This is a genomic window from Paracoccus nototheniae, assembly GCF_004335005.1.
Taxonomy (GTDB): Bacteria; Pseudomonadota; Alphaproteobacteria; order Rhodobacterales; family Rhodobacteraceae; genus Paracoccus; species Paracoccus nototheniae.
In genome coordinates this window covers 1-22,018 of sequence record NZ_RQRT01000069.1, presented here as the reverse complement: position 1 = coordinate 22,018, position 22,018 = coordinate 1, and the positions used below count along the sequence as shown (strand labels likewise).

16 protein-coding genes are annotated in these 22,018 nt (G+C 66.1%); 4 read left to right on the top strand and 12 right to left on the bottom strand.

Annotated elements, in window-relative coordinates; genetic code table 11:
- The 4 genes from EG885_RS18490 to EG885_RS18475 form a co-directional block, all read right to left on the bottom strand.
- The coding region (locus tag EG885_RS18490) for a hypothetical protein (RefSeq protein ID WP_131577521.1) at positions 1-1,165 on the bottom strand (1,165 nt) is incomplete at its 3' end.
- 113 nt (positions 1,166-1,278) lie between these two features.
- Complete coding sequence (locus EG885_RS18485) at positions 1,279-1,830, bottom strand: hypothetical protein (RefSeq protein ID WP_131577519.1); 552 nt, start codon at positions 1,828-1,830, stop codon at positions 1,279-1,281.
- 3 nt (positions 1,831-1,833) lie between these two features.
- Positions 1,834-4,470 (bottom strand): glycosyltransferase, encoded by a 2,637-nt coding sequence (locus tag EG885_RS18480; RefSeq protein WP_131577517.1) that lies wholly within the window; start codon positions 4,468-4,470, stop codon positions 1,834-1,836.
- Entirely contained in the window at positions 4,467-5,873 is a 1,407-nt protein-coding gene (locus EG885_RS18475) for a DUF6212 domain-containing protein (RefSeq protein WP_131577515.1), read from the bottom strand. The genes EG885_RS18480 and EG885_RS18475 overlap by 4 nt, the downstream gene beginning before the upstream one ends.
- Before the next feature lie 487 nt (positions 5,874-6,360).
- On the opposite strand from EG885_RS18475, the gene EG885_RS18470 reads away from it, so the two are divergent.
- Positions 6,361-7,530 carry a glycosyltransferase family 61 protein gene (locus EG885_RS18470; RefSeq protein WP_131577513.1) on the top strand — a complete coding sequence of 390 codons (1,170 nt, stop codon included), beginning with the start codon at positions 6,361-6,363 and terminating at the stop codon, positions 7,528-7,530.
- Here the strand turns inward: EG885_RS18470 and EG885_RS18465 are convergent.
- Positions 7,527-8,303 (bottom strand): acyltransferase, encoded by a 777-nt coding sequence (locus EG885_RS18465; protein WP_131577511.1) that lies wholly within the window; start codon positions 8,301-8,303, stop codon positions 7,527-7,529. The two genes, EG885_RS18470 and EG885_RS18465, sit on opposite strands and share 4 nt — an antisense overlap.
- Positions 8,300-9,085 carry a sulfotransferase family 2 domain-containing protein gene (locus EG885_RS18460; protein ID WP_165571198.1) on the bottom strand — a complete coding sequence of 262 codons (786 nt, stop codon included), beginning with the start codon at positions 9,083-9,085 and terminating at the stop codon, positions 8,300-8,302. Before EG885_RS18460 ends, EG885_RS18465 begins: the two co-directional genes overlap by 4 nt.
- A gap of 369 nt (positions 9,086-9,454) precedes the next feature.
- On the opposite strand from EG885_RS18460, the gene EG885_RS18455 reads away from it, so the two are divergent.
- Positions 9,455-10,237, top strand: coding sequence for a hypothetical protein (locus EG885_RS18455; protein ID WP_131577507.1), 783 nt, complete (start codon positions 9,455-9,457; stop codon positions 10,235-10,237).
- A gap of 42 nt (positions 10,238-10,279) precedes the next feature.
- Here EG885_RS18455 and EG885_RS18450 read toward each other — a convergent pair whose 3' ends face one another.
- The 6 genes from EG885_RS18450 to EG885_RS18425 form a co-directional block, all read right to left on the bottom strand.
- A complete protein-coding gene (locus EG885_RS18450; RefSeq protein ID WP_131577506.1) occupies positions 10,280-11,584 on the bottom strand; it encodes a glycosyltransferase in 1,305 nt (434 codons plus the stop codon).
- Positions 11,581-13,161: a hypothetical protein gene (locus EG885_RS18445; RefSeq protein WP_131577504.1), complete on the bottom strand. Its 1,581-nt coding sequence runs from the start codon at positions 13,159-13,161 to the stop codon at positions 11,581-11,583. Before EG885_RS18445 ends, EG885_RS18450 begins: the two co-directional genes overlap by 4 nt.
- A gap of 19 nt (positions 13,162-13,180) precedes the next feature.
- Positions 13,181-13,735: a hypothetical protein gene (locus EG885_RS18440; protein WP_165571197.1), complete on the bottom strand. Its 555-nt coding sequence runs from the start codon at positions 13,733-13,735 to the stop codon at positions 13,181-13,183.
- The gene (locus EG885_RS18435; protein ID WP_131577500.1) at positions 13,735-16,404 is read right to left on the bottom strand and encodes a glycosyltransferase; all 2,670 of its coding nucleotides are present in this window, start codon (positions 16,402-16,404) and stop codon (positions 13,735-13,737) included. The genes EG885_RS18440 and EG885_RS18435 overlap by 1 nt, the downstream gene beginning before the upstream one ends.
- Positions 16,404-17,795, bottom strand: a complete 1,392-nt coding sequence (locus EG885_RS18430; protein ID WP_131577499.1) for a DUF6212 domain-containing protein — start codon at positions 17,793-17,795, stop codon at positions 16,404-16,406. The genes EG885_RS18435 and EG885_RS18430 overlap by 1 nt, the downstream gene beginning before the upstream one ends.
- A gap of 335 nt (positions 17,796-18,130) precedes the next feature.
- Entirely contained in the window at positions 18,131-18,850 is a 720-nt protein-coding gene (locus EG885_RS18425; RefSeq protein ID WP_131577497.1) for a hypothetical protein, read from the bottom strand.
- A 458-nt stretch (positions 18,851-19,308) separates the two neighbouring features.
- On the opposite strand from EG885_RS18425, the gene EG885_RS18420 reads away from it, so the two are divergent.
- Positions 19,309-20,613 carry an AAA family ATPase gene (locus EG885_RS18420; RefSeq protein WP_131577495.1) on the top strand — a complete coding sequence of 435 codons (1,305 nt, stop codon included), beginning with the start codon at positions 19,309-19,311 and terminating at the stop codon, positions 20,611-20,613.
- Positions 20,610-21,713, top strand: a complete 1,104-nt coding sequence (locus EG885_RS18415; RefSeq protein ID WP_131577493.1) for a ParB/RepB/Spo0J family partition protein — start codon at positions 20,610-20,612, stop codon at positions 21,711-21,713. Before EG885_RS18420 ends, EG885_RS18415 begins: the two co-directional genes overlap by 4 nt.
- Positions 21,714-22,018 lie beyond the last annotated feature (305 nt).

The window sequence follows — 22,018 nt, the reverse complement described above, 5'->3', positions numbered from 1 at the left end:
CATAGATCGCCAGCCCGTCATCGCCCGCCATCGCGGGCCGCAGCGCGCAGCCGGTCAGAACGACCGGATGGACGGCCTCGGACGCGGCGCCCGCGACGGCCTCGTTCAGCGCGTCGGTCAGGCCGGGGCGCAGCAGGTGCAGATGCAGGGGCCGCCCGGCCACGCGCGCGGCATGGCGCAGCACGTCGCGCAGATCGATATCGGTCAGATCGTGATCCAGAATCAGCCGCAGCGGCGCCCCGGCATCGGCAGGGGCCGCGCCCTCGGGCAAAGCCACGGCAGGGGCCGCACCATCGGGCAGGGTCGCGCGGTGTAGGCTGGCGGACAGGGCGTGGTCGTCCAAAGCCTGCATGGTCTGCAGCAGCGCCCCCGCCACCCGGTCGGGCGGCGCCAGATCCAGCGCCCGGATCACCCCCGAGGCGGTCAGCCGGTCGGGCAACAGCAGCAGGATCTGCACCCGGCCCAAGGGCGGTTCGCGCAGCCTGAACGCCGCCGCCCAGCCATCGCGCCCGCCATAGGCATAGCGCCCCTCATAGGCCTGCAGGTCGGGCCGGGCGATCGCGCCGGGCATCATGCGGACGGTGGCCAGTTGTCGGTCGCACAGGATCAGCGCCGCCAAAGGCTGGGCCGACACGGTCGCGGGCATGAACCAGCCCGAACAGACCCCCTGCCCTTCCGCCGCCACCAGCCCCCGATCAAGGCTCAGGACATGCGTCTCGGCCTCGGGTGGCAGATGCGGGGCCGAATGAATGCGGGTGATCATCCAGCCTTGCGCGGCGATGGGCGGCATCGGCAGACGCGCCTCGGCCACCAACCGCAGAAAGGCGAAGAACGCCTCGTCCACGCCGATCTCGATCAGCTTGCGCAGATCCTGTGCCATGCGGTCGCTGGCGACGGGCGTATAATCGCGGCCCATGCCCAGAAACAGATCCTCGGATGGATCGTCGGCGCCGGGCGCGGTGCTCAAATCAAAGACCGCCACAAAGCCCATCGGCGTCAGGGACCGCAGATCGCGCCGGGCAAAGCGGATCAGATGCCGGGGCGGCACCGAGACATGGCCCGCATGCAGTACCAGATCCGCCGCAGGCCCCGGCGTCCAGCCCGCCACCAGAACGATATCGGCGCCAAGGGAAAAACAGAAATCGAGATGCAGGGTCTGATCCACAGGGCCATATCCGTCGCTTGATCGGGAAAGACAGCCGGGGGTCGTGCTGGCCCCCGGCGTTCCGGGTCATCAGGTCCGGCGGAACCGGACCGGCGGGATGATGACGGACGTGATCAGATCACCGTCATCGACAGCGAGCGCAGCACGAAGCGCAGCGGTGGCTGGCGCAGATGGATGATGATCCGGCGATGGGCCACATCGTCCGACGCCTCGGACAGATCCAGCTGGCACAGCGCCGCGCGGTCGGTGCCTAGCTGCCATTCGCGATGCAGGCTGTCACGGATGCCGCCGGATTCCACGAATTCGCGCAGAAAGACATCTGCGATGGTGGGGGCGGGAAAGACCGCATCGGCATCCAGATAGCAGCTGCAGGCGCCCCGCGTTTCGACCAGACCCTCCATCGTCATCCAGGTCAGGCCGGAATTGCGGAATTCCAGCCCCTCGCCGGATTCCGGCAGGGTATATTCGGCCCGCGCATCGGTGGGGATGCAGATGCCGAAGCGCGGCGACAGGCTGTTATAGCCTTCGTACAAGGGCGCCTTGGGCCGCCCCTCCAGCAGGGCCGCCGCGTCACCGGACAGCACCGTCCGGCAGGCCTGCAGCGACATCAAAAGCCCGGCGGCGGATTGGAAATTGCGCACGGCCTTGTCGTATATGGTCACCATCGTCTACTCCGCTTTGAGAAAGGATTGCCGGTCGGGAACCGGATGGGGGGTGGGCTGGCGCAGATGCGCAAGGCGCAGATCCAGCCAGTCACGCAAATCATGGGTGGCGACGTGCCAGGTGCGGCTGCGCTCGGTCGCGGCATGGGCCATCCGGGCCAGTTGCCTGCGGTCGCGGTTCAGGCGCAGGATCAGCGCCGCCATCCGGTCGACGCAATCGTCCTGCGGCACCACAAAACCCGTCACGCCATCCTCGATCGCCTCATAGATGGCGCCCGCCTTGGTGGCGACGGGCACCACGCCGCAGCGCTGCGCCTCGAGGATGGACAGAGGCAGGCCCTCGTAATGCGAGGGCAGGACCATGATGTCGGTCTGGGTCAGCAACTGGGTCAACGCGGGGGCGCCGCGCACCGGGCCCGAGAAACGGGTCGTCGGCGGCCAGATCAGCGTCGCGCCGTCGCCATCCACCACGCTGCGACCGGCCACGGTCAGGACCATGCCGGGCACCTTTTCCGACAGGATATGATACAGCTTGCACAGCCGGTCGATGCCCTTCTGCTTGTCCATCCTGCCCAGAAACAGCACGCGCATCGGCTCGTCCCGGGCGCGGGCGGCGCGGCGGAACCCGGCCATGCAGCGCTGTTCGGCGCCGCTCATCGGATAGCCGGGGGCATTGACCACCGCCATCAGCTTGTCGCGCGGCACGCCATTGGCATGCATCCATGTCGTCAGCGTCTGCGAGCAGGTCAGAAACAGGTCATAGGCCTGCTCATACGCCAAGGCCAGATGCGGTGGGCCATAGCCCCGGCCATAGGTGCTGCGTTCCAGCAGATGTTCGTGATCGATCATCACCACGCCCCGGCGGCGCAGGCGGTCGGCGACCTTGTGAACAGCGGCGGAATGGGCGTTGATCACCACATCCATGCCGCCCAGCAGCCCCATCAGATCGGCGGCCTGCATGGCCCCGCCCCAGGACGGCTCGGCGGTGCCCAGATATTCCCGCCCGCTCCAGTCCAGCGCGTCCGCATCGGGCAGCCAGGTGATCGTGGCAAAGGGGGCCAGCGACCAGTCGTCGGTCTCGATCGGCCGGTCGCTGACGATGAACAGATGCAGCCGGTGCCCGGCGGCGGCCAGTTCGCGGGCGAGGCTGGCGGCGACCCGTTCCACCCCGCCCATGCTGAAGATCGGCAGCACGATCCCGATCCGAGTCTGGCCCGGCACGCGGATCAGCGGAAAAGTCACGCCGCCCTCGACCGCCATGCGGGGGATCTGAACCACCCGGTCGCGGCTGATCGCGGCGCCCGGCTCGCGCCAGCGCCAGTCCGATTGCAGCGCTTGCCGGAAGGGGCTGCGCGCCAGCGCCAGCATCTCGCCGCGCAACACCTCGCCCGCCCCGGCGCGGCCCGCCAGCCCATCGACCGCAACCGGCAGGCGCAGTGTCCAGCGGGTGACGGCATGCCCCTCGGGCGGCAGGTCCAGACGGCGCAGCTGATCCTCGTCCCCCTGCCGGATCCAGTCCTGCGCGCGGGCCAGAGGCAGGCAGATCAGATCCGCCGGACGATCGGGCAGCCCCCCCTCGGCGGTGCGGATATCAAGGCCGCCGGTCGGGTGGCGGTCCAGATACAGCAGGTCCATCTGCGCCGGGTTGCGGGCTGCCCGGCGTTCAAGGTTCCACAAGACCCCGTGCATCAGCCGCGCGCCGTCCAGCAACGCTTCGACCCCGTGGCGCAGAAAGATCAGATGCGCGGGCGCGTGATGGCGATGCGGCGCGGCCATGCTGGCCAGAACCTGCTGTTCGAATTCCGCCGCCGTCAGCGCCTGCTGATGGTCGGGATCGACGCAGGTGGTCACGCGCCGCTCCTCTCCGGTGACCAAGGCAAAGCGGGGATAGCGCGCGGCCTCCAGCGCGATCAGCGAAGAAGGATTGTACAGCCAGCCATGCTTGCGCCGCAGGAACCGGCGCAGATCGTGGTCGACCTCGTGCGAGCTGCTGAGCATGCTGGCCGGGCGCTTGCGATAAAGCAGCAGCGGCTGCCCCGCCGCCCGTCCGCGAAACCCCGCCTGCGCCGCCTGCAGCCAGAAATCCCAATCCTCGTATCCCTGCCGCATCGTCTCGTCAAAGCGGATGCCCCGGTCCAGCAGGCGGCGGCGGATCAGGCTGCCCGCATCGCATTGGTTGGCCTCGGCCTGCAGCAGCAGATCGAATTCGGGCTCGGTGACGTAATGGGCGGGCTGGCCGAAAAAATCGAACTCGGGGTAAAACCAGTCCGCCGCGGGATGCGCCTGCAGCAGCCGCGCCATCGCCTCGCCCGACCCCTCGGCCAGCAGATTGTCGGCGTCCAGCAGGAACAGCGCGTCAAGGTACGCGTCCAGCCGCAAGGCCGCGTCGATCCCCTGATTGCGCGCCCGGCTCAGCCCGCCATTGGGATTGTGCAGGACCAGCATCCGGGCGCCCAGAACCGCCTGCCATGCCGACAGGCTGGCGCGCGTTTCGGGATAGGGGCAGCCGTCATCGACGACGATCAGGCGGGTGATCACGCCCCCCGCCATTTCCCGATGGACCGACGCGATGGCGTCATCCAACAGAACCGGATGGCCCTTGACCGGAATGACGATGCTGACCTCGGGCCGGGCCATGCTCATGACGGACCGGCATCATGCAAAGCCATGCGATCCTCGGCTCCGGCCGCGTCGGTCACGACGCGAAAGCCCCGGAACAGCGCCCAGCTGAGGTCATTGGGCAGATCCTGCGCCAGCGAGGCCGCCAGATAGATATCCGCCCGGTCGATCGGCATTTGCGGCACGCAATGCACCTGCGCCCAGCCCCGGGCCGGCAGCGCATGCAGCCACGGGCCAAGGCACCCCTCCCAATACCCGTCGCGGCCAAGCGCGCCATGCGGCGTAACCCCGATGGCGAAATTCAGATTGGGGGCGCGGGGATGGCCCACCGTGACCACCGCCGTCAGCTGCCGCAGCCCGCGCAGCGGCACGTCGCGGATGATTGCGCAGACCGGCCCGCTGCGCGAGGGATGCACGATCACCGCATCCTCGTTTTCCCAGAAATCGCCGGTGATGTAATCGGGCGCCGCATGGGGCATCGCGAAAATCTCGGGGCGCGGCAGGCTGGAGGGGGACAGAAAGCGCGGCAGCATATCGCGGGGCATCTCTCCGGCGCCGATGGCGGTCCCGGTCTCGGGCAGCATCACCCCGGCCAGTGCCTTCCAGGCGCGCAGGGCCACGACCTGATCGCCGGGCATCCCCTCGCCCGAGGCTGCGAAACGGGTCACGGGCGTGCGCATCCCCATGCCGACCACCAGCGCCGAGGTTCCGCCATTCTTCAGCGTCAGCGCGCAATCGCGGGCATCGCCCTGAACCGCCGCGTCCATCGCAAGCCGCACCCATCCGGTGCCCAGTTTCAGGTCGTCCTGCGTCACGATCAGCGGATGCGTGCGGCCCGCACCATCCACCAGCGCGGCTTTCAGGTCGGCCTGCTGCGCGCGCGACACTTCCGGCAACCACAGATCGATGGCGCTGATATTGACGATGCTGACCGGAAGATGCTGCAGCAGGCTGCCCTGCGGCGGCAGGATGCAGACACGGCCCACCGGCTCCCATGTCAGCGATCTTGAAATCTGCGGATTGCCAAGGCTGTGCAAAAACCCCTCGATCTCGCGAAAGCGGGTGACGATGGCGGTGTTCTCGCGCCGCAGCATGGCAGCGGCGGTGCGGCTGTCGCCCGCCTCGCGTTCGACCCGGTGCAGCCGCGCGACCAGCAGGCCCGACAGGCGGTCGGCCAGTTCGCCGGGTCGGCCGGAATCGACGGCAATCACCGGCACACCCACCAGCCCCTGTTCTGCCAGACGGGCCTCGGCTGCGGCCACCGCGTCGGGCGCGACCAGCACCGCCAGACAAACCTGCCCCGGTTGCGGCGCAGGCACATCCGATACCGTCAGAAGCGCCACCAGCGCGGGTGGAAGCAGGTCGCGGCACAGCGGGTCCAACGCCCGGTCAACCGATATCGAATAGGGCGAAATAATGGGAAACATGGATCCAGACGCAACTAAAGGTAAACAAAAACACGAGGCCCGATCCCGAGTATCTCTTGCCGCGTGATAGACCACAGTTTCCTACTTTCGCAAGTGCAGCATCAGCACTTGATCAGAGCCGACTCGATATAAGACTATACCGTTTTATATTATCGGCATGTCTGCACCATGAACAGGATGATACAAATTTGTCGATCCTTTTCAGCGCTAAACATGACAGTCCTGCGACGATGCTGCCGCCTTTTGTATCAAATGCCCGGTCTGATTTCACTTTGCAGATGCAGCATCCAAAAGCCCGCCCGATGGTTTGCGCCAATCACCCGACGGGCGCGTTCCCTTATCCCAATACCCTGCCGGCGCCTGTCAGAGGGGCAGGTTCCAGGTCTTTTGCAGCTGAACATGACGTTTCAGCATGGCCGCGGTCGAAAGCCGTTGATCTGACCGCCCCCGCCTGCGAAACTTGTCCCGTTCACCACCGGAGAAAAGCATGACGGCCCCCGCCCCCACCCTTGCTGCAGACGGCTCCTCTGCGATCACGGTTCAGGATGCGCAGGCAGCCGGCGCCCGCCTGCTGTGGCGCGACGAGGTGGCCCATATGGTCCCGCGCGCGGGCCTGCACCTGACCGACCTGCGTCGCCCCGAAAGCCCGGAATTCGAGGATACGACGCGCAGCGAATGGATCACCCGGATCGCGCGTCGCTATGACGCGCCGGTGACGGCCCGCGACGACTGCCTGTTCGAGGGGCAGGGTTATGCGATGTATCGCGGCCAGATCTGGTCTGATGCCACCGCGATCGACCACACCTTCCACCCCCGTCTGCGCGACAAGCTGCCCCTGGAACACGAGGGGATGACGCGTCTCTTGGGCAAGAACGCCCAAGACGCGCCCGAAGGCAGCGCGATGTATTTCCAGAAACCCGGCACCGGGAATTATTTCCACTGGATGATCGAATGCCTGCCGCGCCTGCATCTGCTGAACGATCCGCAACTGGCGGCGCGCGTCGATCACATCCTGCTGCATTTCACCCAGATGCCGGGCTTTGTGACCGATTCGATCAACGAATTCTTTCCGCATCTGATGGATCGCCTGCTGCAGGTGTCCAAGGCGTTGGTCCGGCCCGACCGGCTGTGCTTTCTGACCAGTGGCCCGCGTGTTCAGGGAACTCCGATCGAGACGCGGATCACCTCGGCCTCGGCGCAGTTCCTGTCCGGGCTGGAACGTCCCGACCAGCGGGGCGAGACGGTGATCGTGATTTCCCGGGCCAATGCCTCGAACCGCAGGCTGGTGAATGAACAGGCGCTGATTGACCATCTGTCCGCGCGGTTCCCGGTCAAGGTAATGATCGGCGACCAACTGGGCGTGGCCGATCAACGCCGCATCATGGGGGCTGCCCGCGCGGTCGTGGGCGTGCATGGCGCCGGTCTTACAAACGTGATGTTCGCCCCCCGCGGTGCCCGGCTGATCGAGCTGACCTCGGGGCAATATGTCAACCGCACGGCCAGCTTTCACGACACGGCGCTGGTCTGCGGCGTCACCCCGCATCTGGTGCTGGCCGAGGAACATGGCGACCGGACCGAGGTCGTCAAGAATGTCGGCAACGATCTGTGGATGGACCCGGCCGGTTTCGACCGGATCAGCCAGTTGATCGCGGATTAGGCCCCCTCGGGTCCGCCGCTGCCAAGGCGGCGGGCCAAGGCCTTGATCTGCGCCGGTCCGGGATCGGGACGGCGCGTCCATGACTGGTTTTCACGCAGCACCCGTGCGGGCACGCCCACCGCCAGACAGGTTTCCGGGATCTCGCCCGAAACAAGCGCGCGGGACGCGATCACCGATCCGCGCCCGATTTTGGCGCCTTTCAGGACCGTCGCGCCCTCGCCCAGCCAGACATGCGCGCCCAACAGGATGCTGTCGGGCGGGTTCGACAGCTGCATGGTGGTCAGATCGACGATGCCATGCGAATCCGCTCCGCGCAGCACGACGTCAAAGGACAGCATGCAATCCTGCCCCATCAGGATCGACCGCCCCACGCCCTGCAAGACGATATTGGCCTGATTGCAAGTCGTCTCCAGCCCGGTGAAGAACAGGTTGCCCTGCCCCGTCACGCCGATCCGCGCGGTGAATTTCTTGCACGGGCCGACGATGACCCGATGATCGCTGCCGCCCAGCACCACCGGCTGGCGCGAGGGCATGCGCGCGCCCCAGACCACGATATTGTCGCGACTGCCCGCCTCGAAGGTGACATTCGCAGGGGCCGCATCGGGATGCTGGAACACCAGATTGCCCGCGCCGTGATCGGTGCGGGCATGGGTCGCCAGATCGCCGATCGTCGCGCGCAGGTCGAAATCGGCATGGTTCAGCCAGACCCGGTTCGGGTCAACGCTGCCATCCGTCAGCGCCGCGATCCAGTCGCTGTCCAGAACCACGCTCATGCGGCGATGCCGGGCTTGTCGGCCTCGCGCAATTTGCGATGGATGGTGGCGACTCGGTTGAACAGCGCCAGGTCCAGATCGTTCATCTTGCGGATGCGGGCCAGTTGCGCGGGCGTCGGGGTTTCGGCATTCTGCGGCAGCGCCTCGGTCGAGCGGCGATGTTCGGCCTGCGCCGCGCCCAAACGCAGCAGGCGGGTCAGGATGGTGTGCGACATCTCCATCTCTTCCAGCAGGCCGATGTAATCGAACCGCGCCATGATCCAGGGGATCACCTCGGCCGCATCGCCATCGCGTTCGCCGGTCAGGAAGAACACCGTCTTGTTTTTCATCGCCGGGCTGTCCTCGATATAGCTGTCCAGATCGGGATAGGCCTTGATCTGCTCCTGCCATTGCGCATGGGCGGGCGTGCGGGAATAGCGGTAATCCGAAATCACCCGCCGCACCGGATCGCGCACGAAGGTGAACAGCCGCGCATCCGGGTCGCGGCCCAGCAGCACATCCACATCCGCCTTCCACAGATGCCCCGAGACGGACCGCATCGGCCTGCCGTCACGCTCCAGCGGCGTGGTCGCCGACAATTCGCGATATTGCTTGCGGAACGGCGTGGCGGCCTGCCGGTCGGCGGCGATGTTGGTATAGGGCGCCGCATGGGACGACAGCGCCACGGTGATGGAACTGCCCGCGGTCTTGGGCACATGCTGAAAGATCCACAGCCCGTCAAAGTCCTCATGCGCCTTGGCATAGGCGTCCCATGTCTCGGGCCTCAGTTTCTGAAATTTCATCGTCTGTCCCTTATGCGTGGGCTGTGTCCTGGTCGCGATCGGAACCATGATATCCGCCCGGGCGCGCCGCCAGAAACGACAATCCGCCACCCGGAAATTCTAACTTGGAAAACAACGGTTTTGAACCCCGAAAACCACGCGCCTGCCCAATAAAACGGCAGCACCGACAGGCTTTGAACAGGGCTGTGCCGGTCGCTGCGGGACCGGCCCGGACGGGACCATGGCGGGTTGACCTCAATCATGCGGAAAGCCTAAACTTTGCCCATGACGCTTTCGCGACGCGCCCTTGCGCGACCGGCTGCGGCGCCAGAAGACGACAAGAAACGAATGCCGGGAAGACCTTCGATGCCGTTCTGCGATCTTGACCACATGAGCCTGAACGACTTCATCGAAAGCCAGCGGGGCGGCGATGACAGCTTCTGGTTTTTCCAGCACATCCCCAAGACCGCCGGATCGTCCTTTTCGACGGAATTGCGCAAGCGGCAATGGCCCTATGCCAATATCACCGTCGATTACACCGATATGGTCACCCCGCATGACGAAAAGCTGGCCCGATCCGTCAGCGCCTTTCTTGACGAGGCCAAGCTGACCACCTTTCGGTCCGCCTCGGGGCATCTCAAGCTGGATCAGGTGAACCGGGTGGCCGAGGCGATGCCCGACTGTCGCGTCGTGACCTTCCTGCGCAGCCCCGAGGCGCGGGTGATTTCCGATTTCCGGTATCAGCGCACGCCGATGCACCCGCCCTATCAGCAATTCATCGAGCGGTTTCCGACGCTTGAAAGCTATGTCGAATCGCCCGATTCGCAGAACAAGATGGCCGATTTCCTGCTGGGCAGCACGGCGGGCATGTCCGCCGAGGATGCGGTGGCCAGCGTGGGTCGCAGCCATGTCTTCATCGGTTTGCTGGAAATGTACCCGATGTCGTTCAACATCATGTTCCGCCTGATGGGCCATGACGGGCTGTGGCCCGTGGAACATCAGCGCAAGACCCCCGATGACGAGACGACCAAGGTCGTGATGACGCCGCAGCTGCGCGCCATGATCCGCCGGACGAACCGTCTTGATCAGGCGATCTACGATCACGCCCATGCGGTGCTGGTCCGCCACCGCGAGGCGTTCAAGCAACTGGATCAGGCCACCGCCCGCGCCTGAGGGGCCGGGCGATGCGGATCTGAAGCGCGGCCCCCTGTCGCGCTAGACCGCGCAGGCCGCCCGCCACTCTTCCGTAAATCCCGCCATATCCAGCGGCGGTTCGATCCGGGCGATATGGTCGGCCAGAACCTCGGGCCGGTCCTGAACCGACAGGATCGCCGCCGCCAGTGCGTCGGGATCGCCGACCGGGAACTGAACGCCCCAGCCTGCGGTCTTTTCCGACATGCCGCCGATATCGGATGCGATCATCGGCGTGCCTGCCGCCCGCGCCTCCTGGATCACGACCGGCGAGTTTTCCCACCAGACCGACGGGATCACGATCCAGCCAAAGCGCTGCATGATCGCGATGCAGTCCTGCGGCCGATAGCGGCCCCGGAATCGGACCCATTCGGGCGGCGTCAGGTCGGGCCACAGCGTCGCAAATCCCTTGGCAGTCACGCCGTAAATCTCCAGCGAGATCGGGGCTGCGGGGCCGGGTTGCACAGGCGCGGCATTGCGCGCGCCAGACTTGCTGCCCGCACGCGGGACCGGGATCACGGGTGCCGCCGCCTGCAGGCGCATCTGTTGGTCGATGATCGTGGCGGCGCGGATCAGCACATCCAGACCCTTGGTCGGCGTCGCCTGCCCGAAGAATGCAAAGCGGCGGCTGCGCAAAGCCAGCGAGGCGGCGGTCTGCACCGGCGGCGGATCAAGGTGATCCAGCCCGTTCTCGATCACCCCCACCCGACCCGGAGCGGTGCCCCAGACCTGAAACCGGTCGGCCATGAACTGGCTGGGCGACAACAGCACGTCGAACAGATCCAGCATCTCCGTCATCCGGGCGCGGCGCAGCATGAATTCGGCGGGCGCGCGGCCCAGACAGGCGGCACAGGCGACCTCGGAGGCGGCATGGCACAGCTCTCCGCTGGTCTTGACCATCTGGCCGTGATTGGCGCAGATCGCGGTCATCTCGTGCAGGGTGCAGATCATCTGCGCCTGCGGACGCGCGGCGCGCAGGCGGCGCAGCGTGCCCGCGCCGATGTTCCAGAAATGGTGAAAATGATAGACGTCGCCTTCCAGCGCCAGCAGAAAGTCCAGCAGCCAGTCCTCGGTCTCGATGCGCGGATGCTCCATCACGAAGGCATCCATGCCCATCCCGCGCAGACAGAAATCGCGTTCGGAAAAGCTCAGCACCCGTTGCGCGGGACCGAAATAGCGGGCGCCATCCTCGGGGCCGATGGTTGATCCGACGAAATAGGCATCCTCGCCCAGACCCAGCAGATGCTGGAACTGGCGATAGGCCGCAACCTCGCCGCCGCCATAGCGCAGCGCCGGATGAGAGTGAGAGATGATGACGGTCCGGGTCATGCGCGCGCGCTTTCGCTGAGACGGGCGGAAAGCGCGTCGAAATCATGGGCGGTCAGCGCATCGATCAGCGGCGCCGCAAAGGGCCCCTGCGTGCCCGCGTGAAAGCCGTTCGGATCGGCGGGCAGAATGTCCACCCGCCCTGCCCCATCCAGATGCCGTGCCAGCAGGCGAAAGGCGGATTCGGGCACCAGCGCCCCGGTCATCAGCACCGACAACAGCGGCAACAGGCGCCCCGCATCGCCCCAGCACAGAAAGGCGGGCCGGTCGGTGCCAAAGCGGGCCGCGATCCGGCCCGCGCCGCCTGGCAGGGCCGCCAGAACGTCCAGCGCCATAACCTGCAGATCATCCTCGGGCACCGCGCCCGCTGCGGGCACCCGCGCGGCCAGGTGGAACAGGACAGAGCTGCGGGCAAAGACCAGCAGCGCCGGAACCGGGCTGGCCTCGGGTGGCAGGGGCGAACAGGTCAGCAGCCGGATGCCTTGGGCGGATTCGCGCGCCGCCCCCTCGATCGCGTCGCGCAGATCGGGGGTCAGCGCGTCGCGCAGCAGATGCAGACGGATCGCGCGGCCGGTCGCCCGCGACAGACGGCGCAGAACGTCGCGCAGATCCGGGGCGGCCAGATCATGATCCAGCACCAGAAGCAGCGGCGCATCCTCCGGCAGCGGATCGCCCAAGGCGGGCAGCGCCGGCAGATCCGGCGCCGCGTCCAGCGTGGCGCGGTGCAGCGCATCGGCCTGATCGGGATCGTCCAGCGCCAGCCGCGCCTCGATCAGCAGCCGCGCGACCTGCGCGGTGCCGACCCGGTCCAGCGCCCGGATCACCCCCGACACGGCCAGATGTCCCGGCACCATGATCAACAGGCGCGCCGCGCCATGGGCCGGGCCGCTCAGGCGAAACGCCGCCAGCCAGCCGTCGCGCCCGCCAAAGGCATAGCGGTCGCCATAGCCCGCCAGATCGGGCCGTGCCACGGCGCCCGGGATCAGTTCCACCCGCGCCAGTTGGCGGTCGTCAAAGACCAGTGCATGCACCGCCCCCTGCGTGGCGGCGGTGGGCAGATACCACCCCGAGGCGACCCCCTGCCCCGACGGCGCGACCAGCCCACGATCGACGCTCAGCGCATGGGTCTCGGTCTCGGCGGGCAGCGTCTCGGCTGCGCGGATGCGCTGGATCACCTTGGCCGACATGGCCGGATCGGGCATCGGCAGATGCCCCGCCGCATAAAGGCGCAGCAGCGCAAAGAAGGCCTCGTCCACGCCGATCTCGACCATGCTGCCTGCATCGCTGATCAGCCTCGACCCGCCGATGCGGGAATATTCTCCGCCGATGGCCACGAACAGATCCTCGGACGGGTCGGCCAGCGCACCGGGATCGCGGGCCAGATCGAAGATCGCCAGAAAGCCCAACGGCTCCAGCGTACGCAGGTCGCGGCGTGCAAAGCGCATGACCTGCACCGGTGGCAGCGAGGCCGCACCGGCATGGATCATCAGCGCGGGCTGTGCCTCGGGGCTCCATCCGGCAGCCACGACCAACCCGCCGGGGCAGGCAAAGCAGAAATCGATGTGCAGTTTCAGGTCCAAGACGGCCCCTTTCCGGAACTCAGATCAGGGTCATCGCCAGCTTGCGGATCACGAAACGCGCCGGTGGCTGGCGCAGGTGGATGATCACGCGGCGATGGGCGACCTCCTTGTCGGCCTCGGGGATCGCCAGCCGGCAGACGACCGCACGGTCGGTGCCCAGCAGCCATTCGGTCTGACCGGTATCGCGGATCTCGCCCGCTTGGGTGAATTCGCGCAGGAAGACGTCGGCGACGGTCGGCGACGGGAAGGTCGTCTCGGCATCCAGATAGCAGGTGCAGGCGCCCCTTTCGGTCACCAGCCCCTCCATCGTCATCCACATCAGGCCCGAATTGCGGAATTCCAGCCCCTCGATGGCCGAGGCGGGCGCATATTCCGCGCGGGCATCCTCGGGGATGCAGATGCCGAAGCGGGGCGACAGGCTGGTATAGCCCTCGCCCAACAGCACCTTGGGCCGCCCGTGCAGGACCGAGGCGGCCTCGCCGGACAGCACCAGCCGGCGTCCCTGCAACGCAATCAGCAAATCCGCCGCCATCTGAAAGTTGAGGATCGCGCTGTCATGGATCGTCTGCTGCATCATCTGCTCCGGTCGCGTAGGGTCGTTTCGGCCATGTCCTTGCGGATCGGCGCGGGCTTCATCGTGCGGGGTGCGGGTCGGTCGGGCAGCTGCCGCACGGCCAGCCTGCTGTCCAGCCAGTCGCGCAGGCCTTGGGTGGCCTGACCCCAGCTGCGGCTGGTCTCGGCGGCGACGCGGGCCATCTCGGCCAGCATCTCGCGGTCGCCATCCAGCTGCAGGATGCGCGCGGCCATCTGTTCGACGCAATCCTGCTGGGACACGACAAAGCCGTTATGGCCGTCGCGCACCGCCTCGGTCACCGCCCCGGCCTGCGTGACGATGGGCACGACACCACAGCGCTGCGCCTCCAGCACCGACAAGGGCAGGCCTTCGTAAAGAGATGGCAGGATCAGGATGTCGGTCTGGCTCAGCAGCTGGGTGATGGCCGCCGGGCCGCGCACCGCACCCAGAAAGCGGGTCGTGGCGGGCCAGGGCAGCACGCTGTCATCCTCCTCGACGATGGCGCGACCGGCCAGCGACAGGGACATGCGCGGCGCGCTGTCGTTCAGCATCCGGTACAGCGCACAGACCCGGTCGATGCCCTTCTGCTTGTCCAGCCGTCCCATGAACAGGATGCGCAGCGGCTGACGCCGGACGCGGCCCGTGACGCGGGCGCCGCTGAGAAACCCCTGTTCGGCCCGCGACATCGGATAGCCCGGCGCATTGACCACGGGCAGCAGCTTTTCACCAGGCACGCCATTGGCGTGCATCCATGTGCTCAGCATGTCGGAACAGGTCAGGAACAGATCATAGGCCTGCTCATAGGCCAGCGCCAGTTGCGGCGGGCCGTAAGCCCGGCCATAGGTGGACCGCTCGACCAGATGTTCGTGATCGATCATGATCACACCCCGCCGCCGCAGCCGGTCGGCGACCTTGTGCAGCGCAGCCGAATGGGCGTTGATGACCACATCCATGCCGCCCAGCAGACCCATCAGATCGGCGCCCTCGTGGCCCTGCCCCCAACGCGGCTCGGCGGTGCCCAGAAACTCGTCGCCGCTCCAATCCAGAGCGCCGCTGTCGGGCAGCCATGTCACGGTGGCAAAAGGCTCCAGCGACCAGGCATCGGTGTCGATCGCGCGGTCGCTGACGATGACCAGATGCATGCGGTGCCCGGCCTGCGCCAGTTCGCGCGCGATGCTGGCGGCCACACGTTCGACCCCGCCGATGTTGAAGATCGGCAGGACCATCGCGATGTCGCGGACACCCGGCGTGCGCTGCAGCGGAAAGGTCACGCCGCCATCCACCGCATTGCGTGGGATTTGAACCGTCCGGTCGCGGCTGATCGCGGCGCCGGGGCTGCGCCAGCCCCAGCTGGCCTGCAGCGCCGGAATATAGGGGCTGCGCACCAGCGACAGCATCACGCCGCGCAGCACCTCGGACGCGGACGCGCCGCTGGCCAAGGGGGCGACCGATGCGGGCGCGCGCAGGGTCCAGCTGCTGACATGTTCCTCGGCGGGCGCCAGATCCAGCTGGCGCAGCCGGTCCTCGTTGCCCTCGCCGATCCAGTCCTGCGCGCGCGACAGGCGCAGGCAGATCGCGTCGGGCTGGCGGTCGGGATTGCCGCTGTCGGTCTGCAGGTCATGTCCGCCACCGGGGTGTCGGTCCAGAAACAGCAGATCCAGATCATGCGGATTGCGGGTCGCGCGGCGTTCGAAATTCCACAGCACCCCATGCAGCAGACGGGCCTGCCGCAGGTAATCCTCGACCCCTTCGCGCAGAAAGATCAGATAGGCGGGGGCATGATTGGCATGGGGATCGGCCATCGCGGCCAGAACCATGCGTTCGAACTCGGACCCGGCCAGCGGTGCCTGCCGGTCGGGATCGACGCAGGTCGCCACGCGACGCCCCTCGCCGGTGATCAGCGCAAAGCGGGGAAAGCTCTCTGCCTCCAGCCCGACCAGGGCGGCGGGGTTGAACAGCCAGCCATGCTTGCGGCGCAGGAACCGGCGCAGATCCTGATCCACCTCGTGCGAACCGCTGAGCATGCTGGCCGGGCGCTTGCGATACAGCAGCAACGGACGCCGGGCCGACCGCCCGGTAAAGCCCTTGCGCGCCGCCTCCAGCCAGAAATCCCAGTCCTCATAGCCCTGCCGCATCGTCTCGTCAAAGCGCAGGCCGGTGTCCAGCACCCGGCGGCGGATCAGGCTGCCCGCATCGCATTGGTTCGCCTCAGCCTGCAGCAGCAGGTTGAACACCGGCTCGGTGATGTAATGGCCCGACTGCCCGAAGAAATCGAATTCCGGATAAAACCAGTCATCGTCGCGATAGCCCTGCAGCAACTGCGCCATGGCGCTGCCCGCGCCCGCGGCCAGCAGGTTGTCGCTGTCCAGCAGAAACACCGCATCCAGCCCCGGATCCAGCCGCAGCGCCGCGTCGATGCCGCGGTTGCGCGCCGCCGACAGACCGCCATTGGCCTGATGCAGAACCAGCATCTGATCACCCAACCGGGCCTGCCAATCCTCAAGCGACTGGCGCGTCTCGGCATAAGAACAGCCGTCATCGACCACCACCATCCGGGTGATCACGCCCCCCGCCATCTCGCGAATGACCGAGGCGATGGCATCGTCCAGCAGCACCGGATGCCCCTTGACGGGAATGACGACGCTGACCTGTTGGCGCGACATGGGCATCAGACCACCTCCAGTCCGACACGGGCTCCGGTCACGGCGCGAAAGCTGCGGAACAGGCCCCAGCTGTGGTCATTGGGGATATCCTGCGCCAATGAGGTCGCCAGATAGATGTCGGCCCGATCGATCGGGGTCGAGGGCACGCAATGGACCTGCGCCCAGCCATGCGCGGGCAGGCCGTGCACCCAGGGGCCCATGCAGCTTTCCCAGAACCCGTCGCGGCCAAGCGCGCCATGCGGCGTCACCCCGATCGCAAAGTTCAGGTTGGGCGAGCGGGCATGACCGGTGGTGACCAGCGCGGTCAGCTGACGCAGCCCCCGCATCGGCACGTCGCGGATCACCGCACAGACCGTACCGCTGCGCGAGGGGTGGACCATAATCACATCCTCGGCGGCCCAGAAATCCGCCGTGACATAATCCTGCGCCAGCGCGGGCGAGGCGAACAGCTCCGGCGCCGGCAGGTCCGAGGCCTGCAGCACGCTGGCCGTCAGTTCCTGATGCGGGTCGATCAGCGGCCCGCCACGATGATCGGGGATCGCCGCACCGGCCAAGGCCTTCCAGACGCGCAGCGCCAGAACCTGATCGCCGGGCATCCCGTCACCCTGCGCCGAAAAGCGCGGGTCGGGCATCCGCATCCCCAGACCCACCGCCAGTCGCGCGGGGCCAAGGTTGCGCAAGACCAGCGAACAGTTGCGCGCATCCCCGGCAACCGCCATGGGCAGCGCGAACCGCACCCATCCCGATCCAATCTTCAGCGTGTCGGTGACCTCGGTCATGACATGGCGCTCTCCGGCGCTGTCCATCAGGGCCACGTCCAGTGCGCAATTCTGCGATTGCAGCCGCTCGGGCAGCCACAGGTCGATGGCGGTGACGCTGACCACGTTCACCGGCAGATGCTGAACCACCACCGTCTCGGCGGGCATCTCGGCGGTGGCGCCCTGCGGCTCCCATGACAGCGACCGGGACACATGCGGATTGCCAAGCGAATGCAGAAAGCTTTCGATCTCGCGGAACCGGGTGGTCCCTGAAATGTTCTCTCGGCGCAGCAGGGCTGCCGCATCGCGCGATGCCGCCGCCGCCGTCTCGCACCGGTTCAGCCGCTGCACCAGCAGGCCGGTCAGCCGCTCCAGCACCAGTTCGGGGCGCTCGGGGTCGAATTCGATCAGCGGCAGGCCACGGCTTTTGTCCCCCTCGACAGCTTCGGCGAGGGCGGGGCCCGTCCGCAGGGGCACGATCCGTGCCAGACAGACCCTGCCCGGAGCGGCAGAGGCGGCATCGGTCGGATCCAGCATTTCGAACAGCGTCGGCGGCAACATAGACGGCAACGTCTGGTTGCAGACCTCGGCAAGTTCGGGATCGACCGCAATCATATATGCAGTGCGCTTGGTGGTCATGTTGAGCATCCGTTCCGGGGTCTGAGTCGGTTGAAAAACGAGGTGCAAGATCGGAACTGTTCATTTCATTCGTGCCTGTCGGTCGCACAAAGGGTAACGAAAAGGCAAGTTGCATTTATTCCGATCTGTGGATCACCTGTTTTCCGTTGCCCCTGGGGACCACCCGACCGTTACCGTCAACCTGCTGATAAGAAAAGACGATCAGCGGTTCTGATGACGGATCTGCGACATTTTGCGTGGATTTTCTGCCTGTGTGCATAAAAATAAACTAATTTGTGCACATTAATTAAACAGATCGGTGTGCTGCTTTCACCGCCCGATTCGAGGTCCGGTTTTCAATCGATCCGGACGCCTTGCAACCCTGCATCCGCGCGCCGCGCCGCCACCTGCAACCGTCCCAGAAGATGAGTGCGGACATAGGTGGCGTGAAACCGCGACGGCGCCGTCAGCTGCAACAACCCGCTTGTCCGGGTGCCCGCATCATCTTCGACCAGGGCCGCGAACCAGGCATCGAACAGGGCCGGATCTTCGGCCTGCAGCCGGTCGCGGATCAGCCCCCAGATCCCGCCCTGCGCGGCGCCCCCGGCATCCGTGCGCCGGAACGGGACGACATTCGGCCCCTCGGGCGGGGCAGAGGCCCCCTGCCCCGCCGCAGCGCCATCCAGATCGCGTCCGGTCATTCTGGCGACATAATCCTCGCCGATATGGGACCACTCGGGACGGCTGTCCAACAGCATCCGCTCCAGATCCAGGCCCAGCACGGACACGCGCCCCCGCGCGCCCTGACGTTTGACCGTGATCCAGCCCATCGCCCGCAACCGCGCCATGTCGCGCTTGACCGTGCGTTCGTCGACGCACCACAACCGGGCGATTTCTCGCTGTCCGACCGTCAGTTCATTTCTTTGCCAGTTGTATCGGCTGGTGATCAGCGCCATCAACCTCAGGACCAAACGCTGTCGTTGCGGGTCACCGGCCAGCGCATGCGCCATCAGCGCCGACAAAATGTCGTATTTCTTCGCCGCCGCCTCTCGGCCGACGGGACGGACTATCTGCATCACCGCTCCTGCCTGCCGGGTGTCCGGCGTCTGCTCGGGATGATGAGCCGGGGTCTTGTGCCGCCCCAAACGCCTTTCACCATCCTGTCTGCATTAGCGTCCTGAAATCCGATTCTGTCAAGCAAATTGCCCTGTTGCGGGATGCAACGCTCGCTCCCCTCATCCAGAATCCGGTATTATTGGTATAGGGGGCCATCCACGACGTCCCCCAATCTGACGGAAATGTCCCCTAATCCCGCCGGAAGACTGGTAAAATGTCCTATGATCGCCGGCTGTCTGACCCTGCCTCTCCCGCGATCTCGGCCGCCCGGGCAGCGGGCGTTGCACCGCCGATTCGCGCAACAGGCACTGGATTTGGTGTAATTTGCAGGTTCAGTGAACAAGGCTTTTGCCAAAAGCGCAAATTGGTCGTAAAAGCAGGAACAGCACCAATCAGCGTCCTTGGAAACAGGCACAACATGTATACGCACGATGACCTTGCCCGCCTTCAGGCCCAGTCTCTCAAGATGCAGGGCTGGATCCGTCGCCAGACCTTCAGCCCGGCCAATGAAAAGACCCTGCGCCGCTTCTCCAGCTGGGAGGTGTCCGAACTGATCTTCCGGATCAACCAGTCGACCTTCCGGGGCAAGCTGGCCGCGGACCCGAACCTTCCCCTCGGGGAAGTCGAAGAGGATGGCCGCCAGCGCTGGTTCAGCCTGGACGAGGTGAACGAGCTGCGCCGCCGCATCCGCATCGGCAAGAAATCCCTGATGCCCCCCCGCCCGGCCGGCAAGCGTGCCTTCCGCGCCGCCATCGCCAACTTCAAGGGCGGCGCCGGAAAATCCACCGTGGCCCTGCACTTTGCCCATGCCGCGGCGCTGGACGGCTATCGCGTTCTGGTCGTCGATTTCGACCCGCAGGCGACGCTGTCCCATTCCATGGGCCTGAACGACGTGGGTGAGGATCACACGGTCTGGGGCATCATGGCCCGCGATCTGGAACGGGAAACCGACCGCATGAACACCGCCAGCGCGGGCGCCGAAAGCGGCACCGCCCTGCCCCGGCGCAAGCTGCCCTCATCGATCCGCGACATGGGTCTGGGCACGCTGCGCCCGTCGGACTTCATCAAGCCCACCGCATGGCCGACCATCGACATCGTGCCCAGCTGTGCCAACGCGGCCTTCGTCGAGTTTGCCAGCGCCCAGTACCGTCACCTGAACCCGGAATGGACCTTTTTCGGTGCCGTGTCGCGGTTTCTGGACAGCCTGGCGGACGATGCCTATGACCTGATCCTGTTCGATTGCCCGCCTGCGATCGGTTATCAATCGATGAACGCGGTCTTTGCCGCCGACATGCTCTATATCCCGTCCGGCCCCGGCTATTGGGAATATGACAGCACGACCAGCTTCATTGGCCAACTTGCCGAGGCGTTGGAGGATCTGTCGCACGGCTTTGAAAACTTCCCCACGGGGAAGATCGCCCTGCCCAAGACCTTTGCCGACATCCGCTTTCTGATGACCCGCTACGAGCCGTCGAACGAGTTGCATCAGGCGATGTTCGCGGCCTTTCGGCAGGTCTTTGGCGACCGGCTGGCCGAACATCCGATCGAGCTGACCCGCGCGGTCGAACAATCGGGCCGGTTCCTGTCCTCGATCTACGAGATCGACTATCGCGAGATGACGCGCGGCACCTGGCGTCGGGCGCGGGCGACCTTCGATCAGGGTTATGAGGAGTTTCGCGGCCATGTTCTGGCCGCCTGGACGCAGCTGGAGGAAAGCGCATGAGCCGCAAGCGTCGCATGTTCGACATCGACATTCCCGCAGAGGACGGTCCCGATCCCGCCCAACCCTTCCCCGCGGGGAAGGAGGCGCGGCGCGGCCCGATGGCGGCGGCGATCAGCGAGACGGCGGAATCCACCCGCGACCGCGCCGCGTTGGAGGCGCAGATCAGGGCCGAGAATGACGCGCTGGCGCAGGAACATGTCCGGCTGAAGCGGGCCGGGCTGATCACCGACCTGATCCCGCTGGACATGATCGATGCGGCCAAGCTGATCCGCGACCGTAAGCCTGTGGCGGATTTCGATCTGGCGGAACTGGTGTCGTCGATCCGCGATATCGGGTTGTCGAACCCGATCCGGGTCGAGCCGTCCGAGGGCGGGCGGTACGAGCTGATCCAGGGCTGGCGGCGCTTGTCGGCCTATCGCCAGCTGCTGGAGGAGACCGGCGATGCTGAGGCCTGGGGCCGCATTCCGGCGGGCATCGCGGCGCGCGGCGATCAGCTGGAGGCGCTGTACCGGCGGATGGTCGATGAAAATCTGGTGCGCAAGGACATCTCTTTCGCCGAGATGGCGCAGCTGGCGGTGCATTATGCGATGGACCCGCTGACTGCCGAACATGATCCCGAAAAGGCCGTGGCGATCCTGTTCAAGTCGGCGGGCTATCAAAAGCGCAGCTATATCCGTAATTTTATCCCACTGGTCCAGCGCTTGGGCGATGTGCTGATCTATCCGCAGGAAATCCCGCGTGCCCTGGGTCTGTCGCTGTCGCAGCGGCTGGACGAGGTTCCGGGGCTGGTCGCGGCGATCACATCCGAGTTCAAGGACTGGGACACGCGGTCGATCACCGACGAGCTGGCCGTGCTGCGCCGTTATGCGGGGCAGGGGGGTGAGGCTGTCACCGACGGTCCTGCGCCGCGTCCGGCAGCGCCCGTGCCGCAGTCGCAGGCCAAGGCCAAGACCACCTTTCAGCTGTCGCGCCCGCAGGGCACGGCGAAATGTTCGGCGGCCAATGGCCGGCTGGAGATCCGGCTGGCGCGGGATTTCTCGACCATCGACCGGCGCAAGCTGGAGGCTGCGGTGGCGCTGTTGCTGGATCAGATCGAGTGATCCTTCCCCACGGGGAAGGTCGTTCGACACGTCCATTCGAGGCAGGGCAGGGGCCTTCCCCAAGGGGAAGGTGATGCCGGAAGGTCAGGGCTTCTGGCGGTGCAGCACAAGCGACCTTCCCCGCCGGGAAGGTCGCTTTTCTTTTGCTTGACTTTGGATCAGTCAATCTAAGTCATTGATATTGAGATATAAAATATCTCACGCTGAGTAAGTCGTCACCACCGCATGGCAATTATCTTGCAGAACGTGCAAACCGGGTCTAGCACGTCGTGACCCCCATAAGATGCAAGGCCGCGACCCCATGT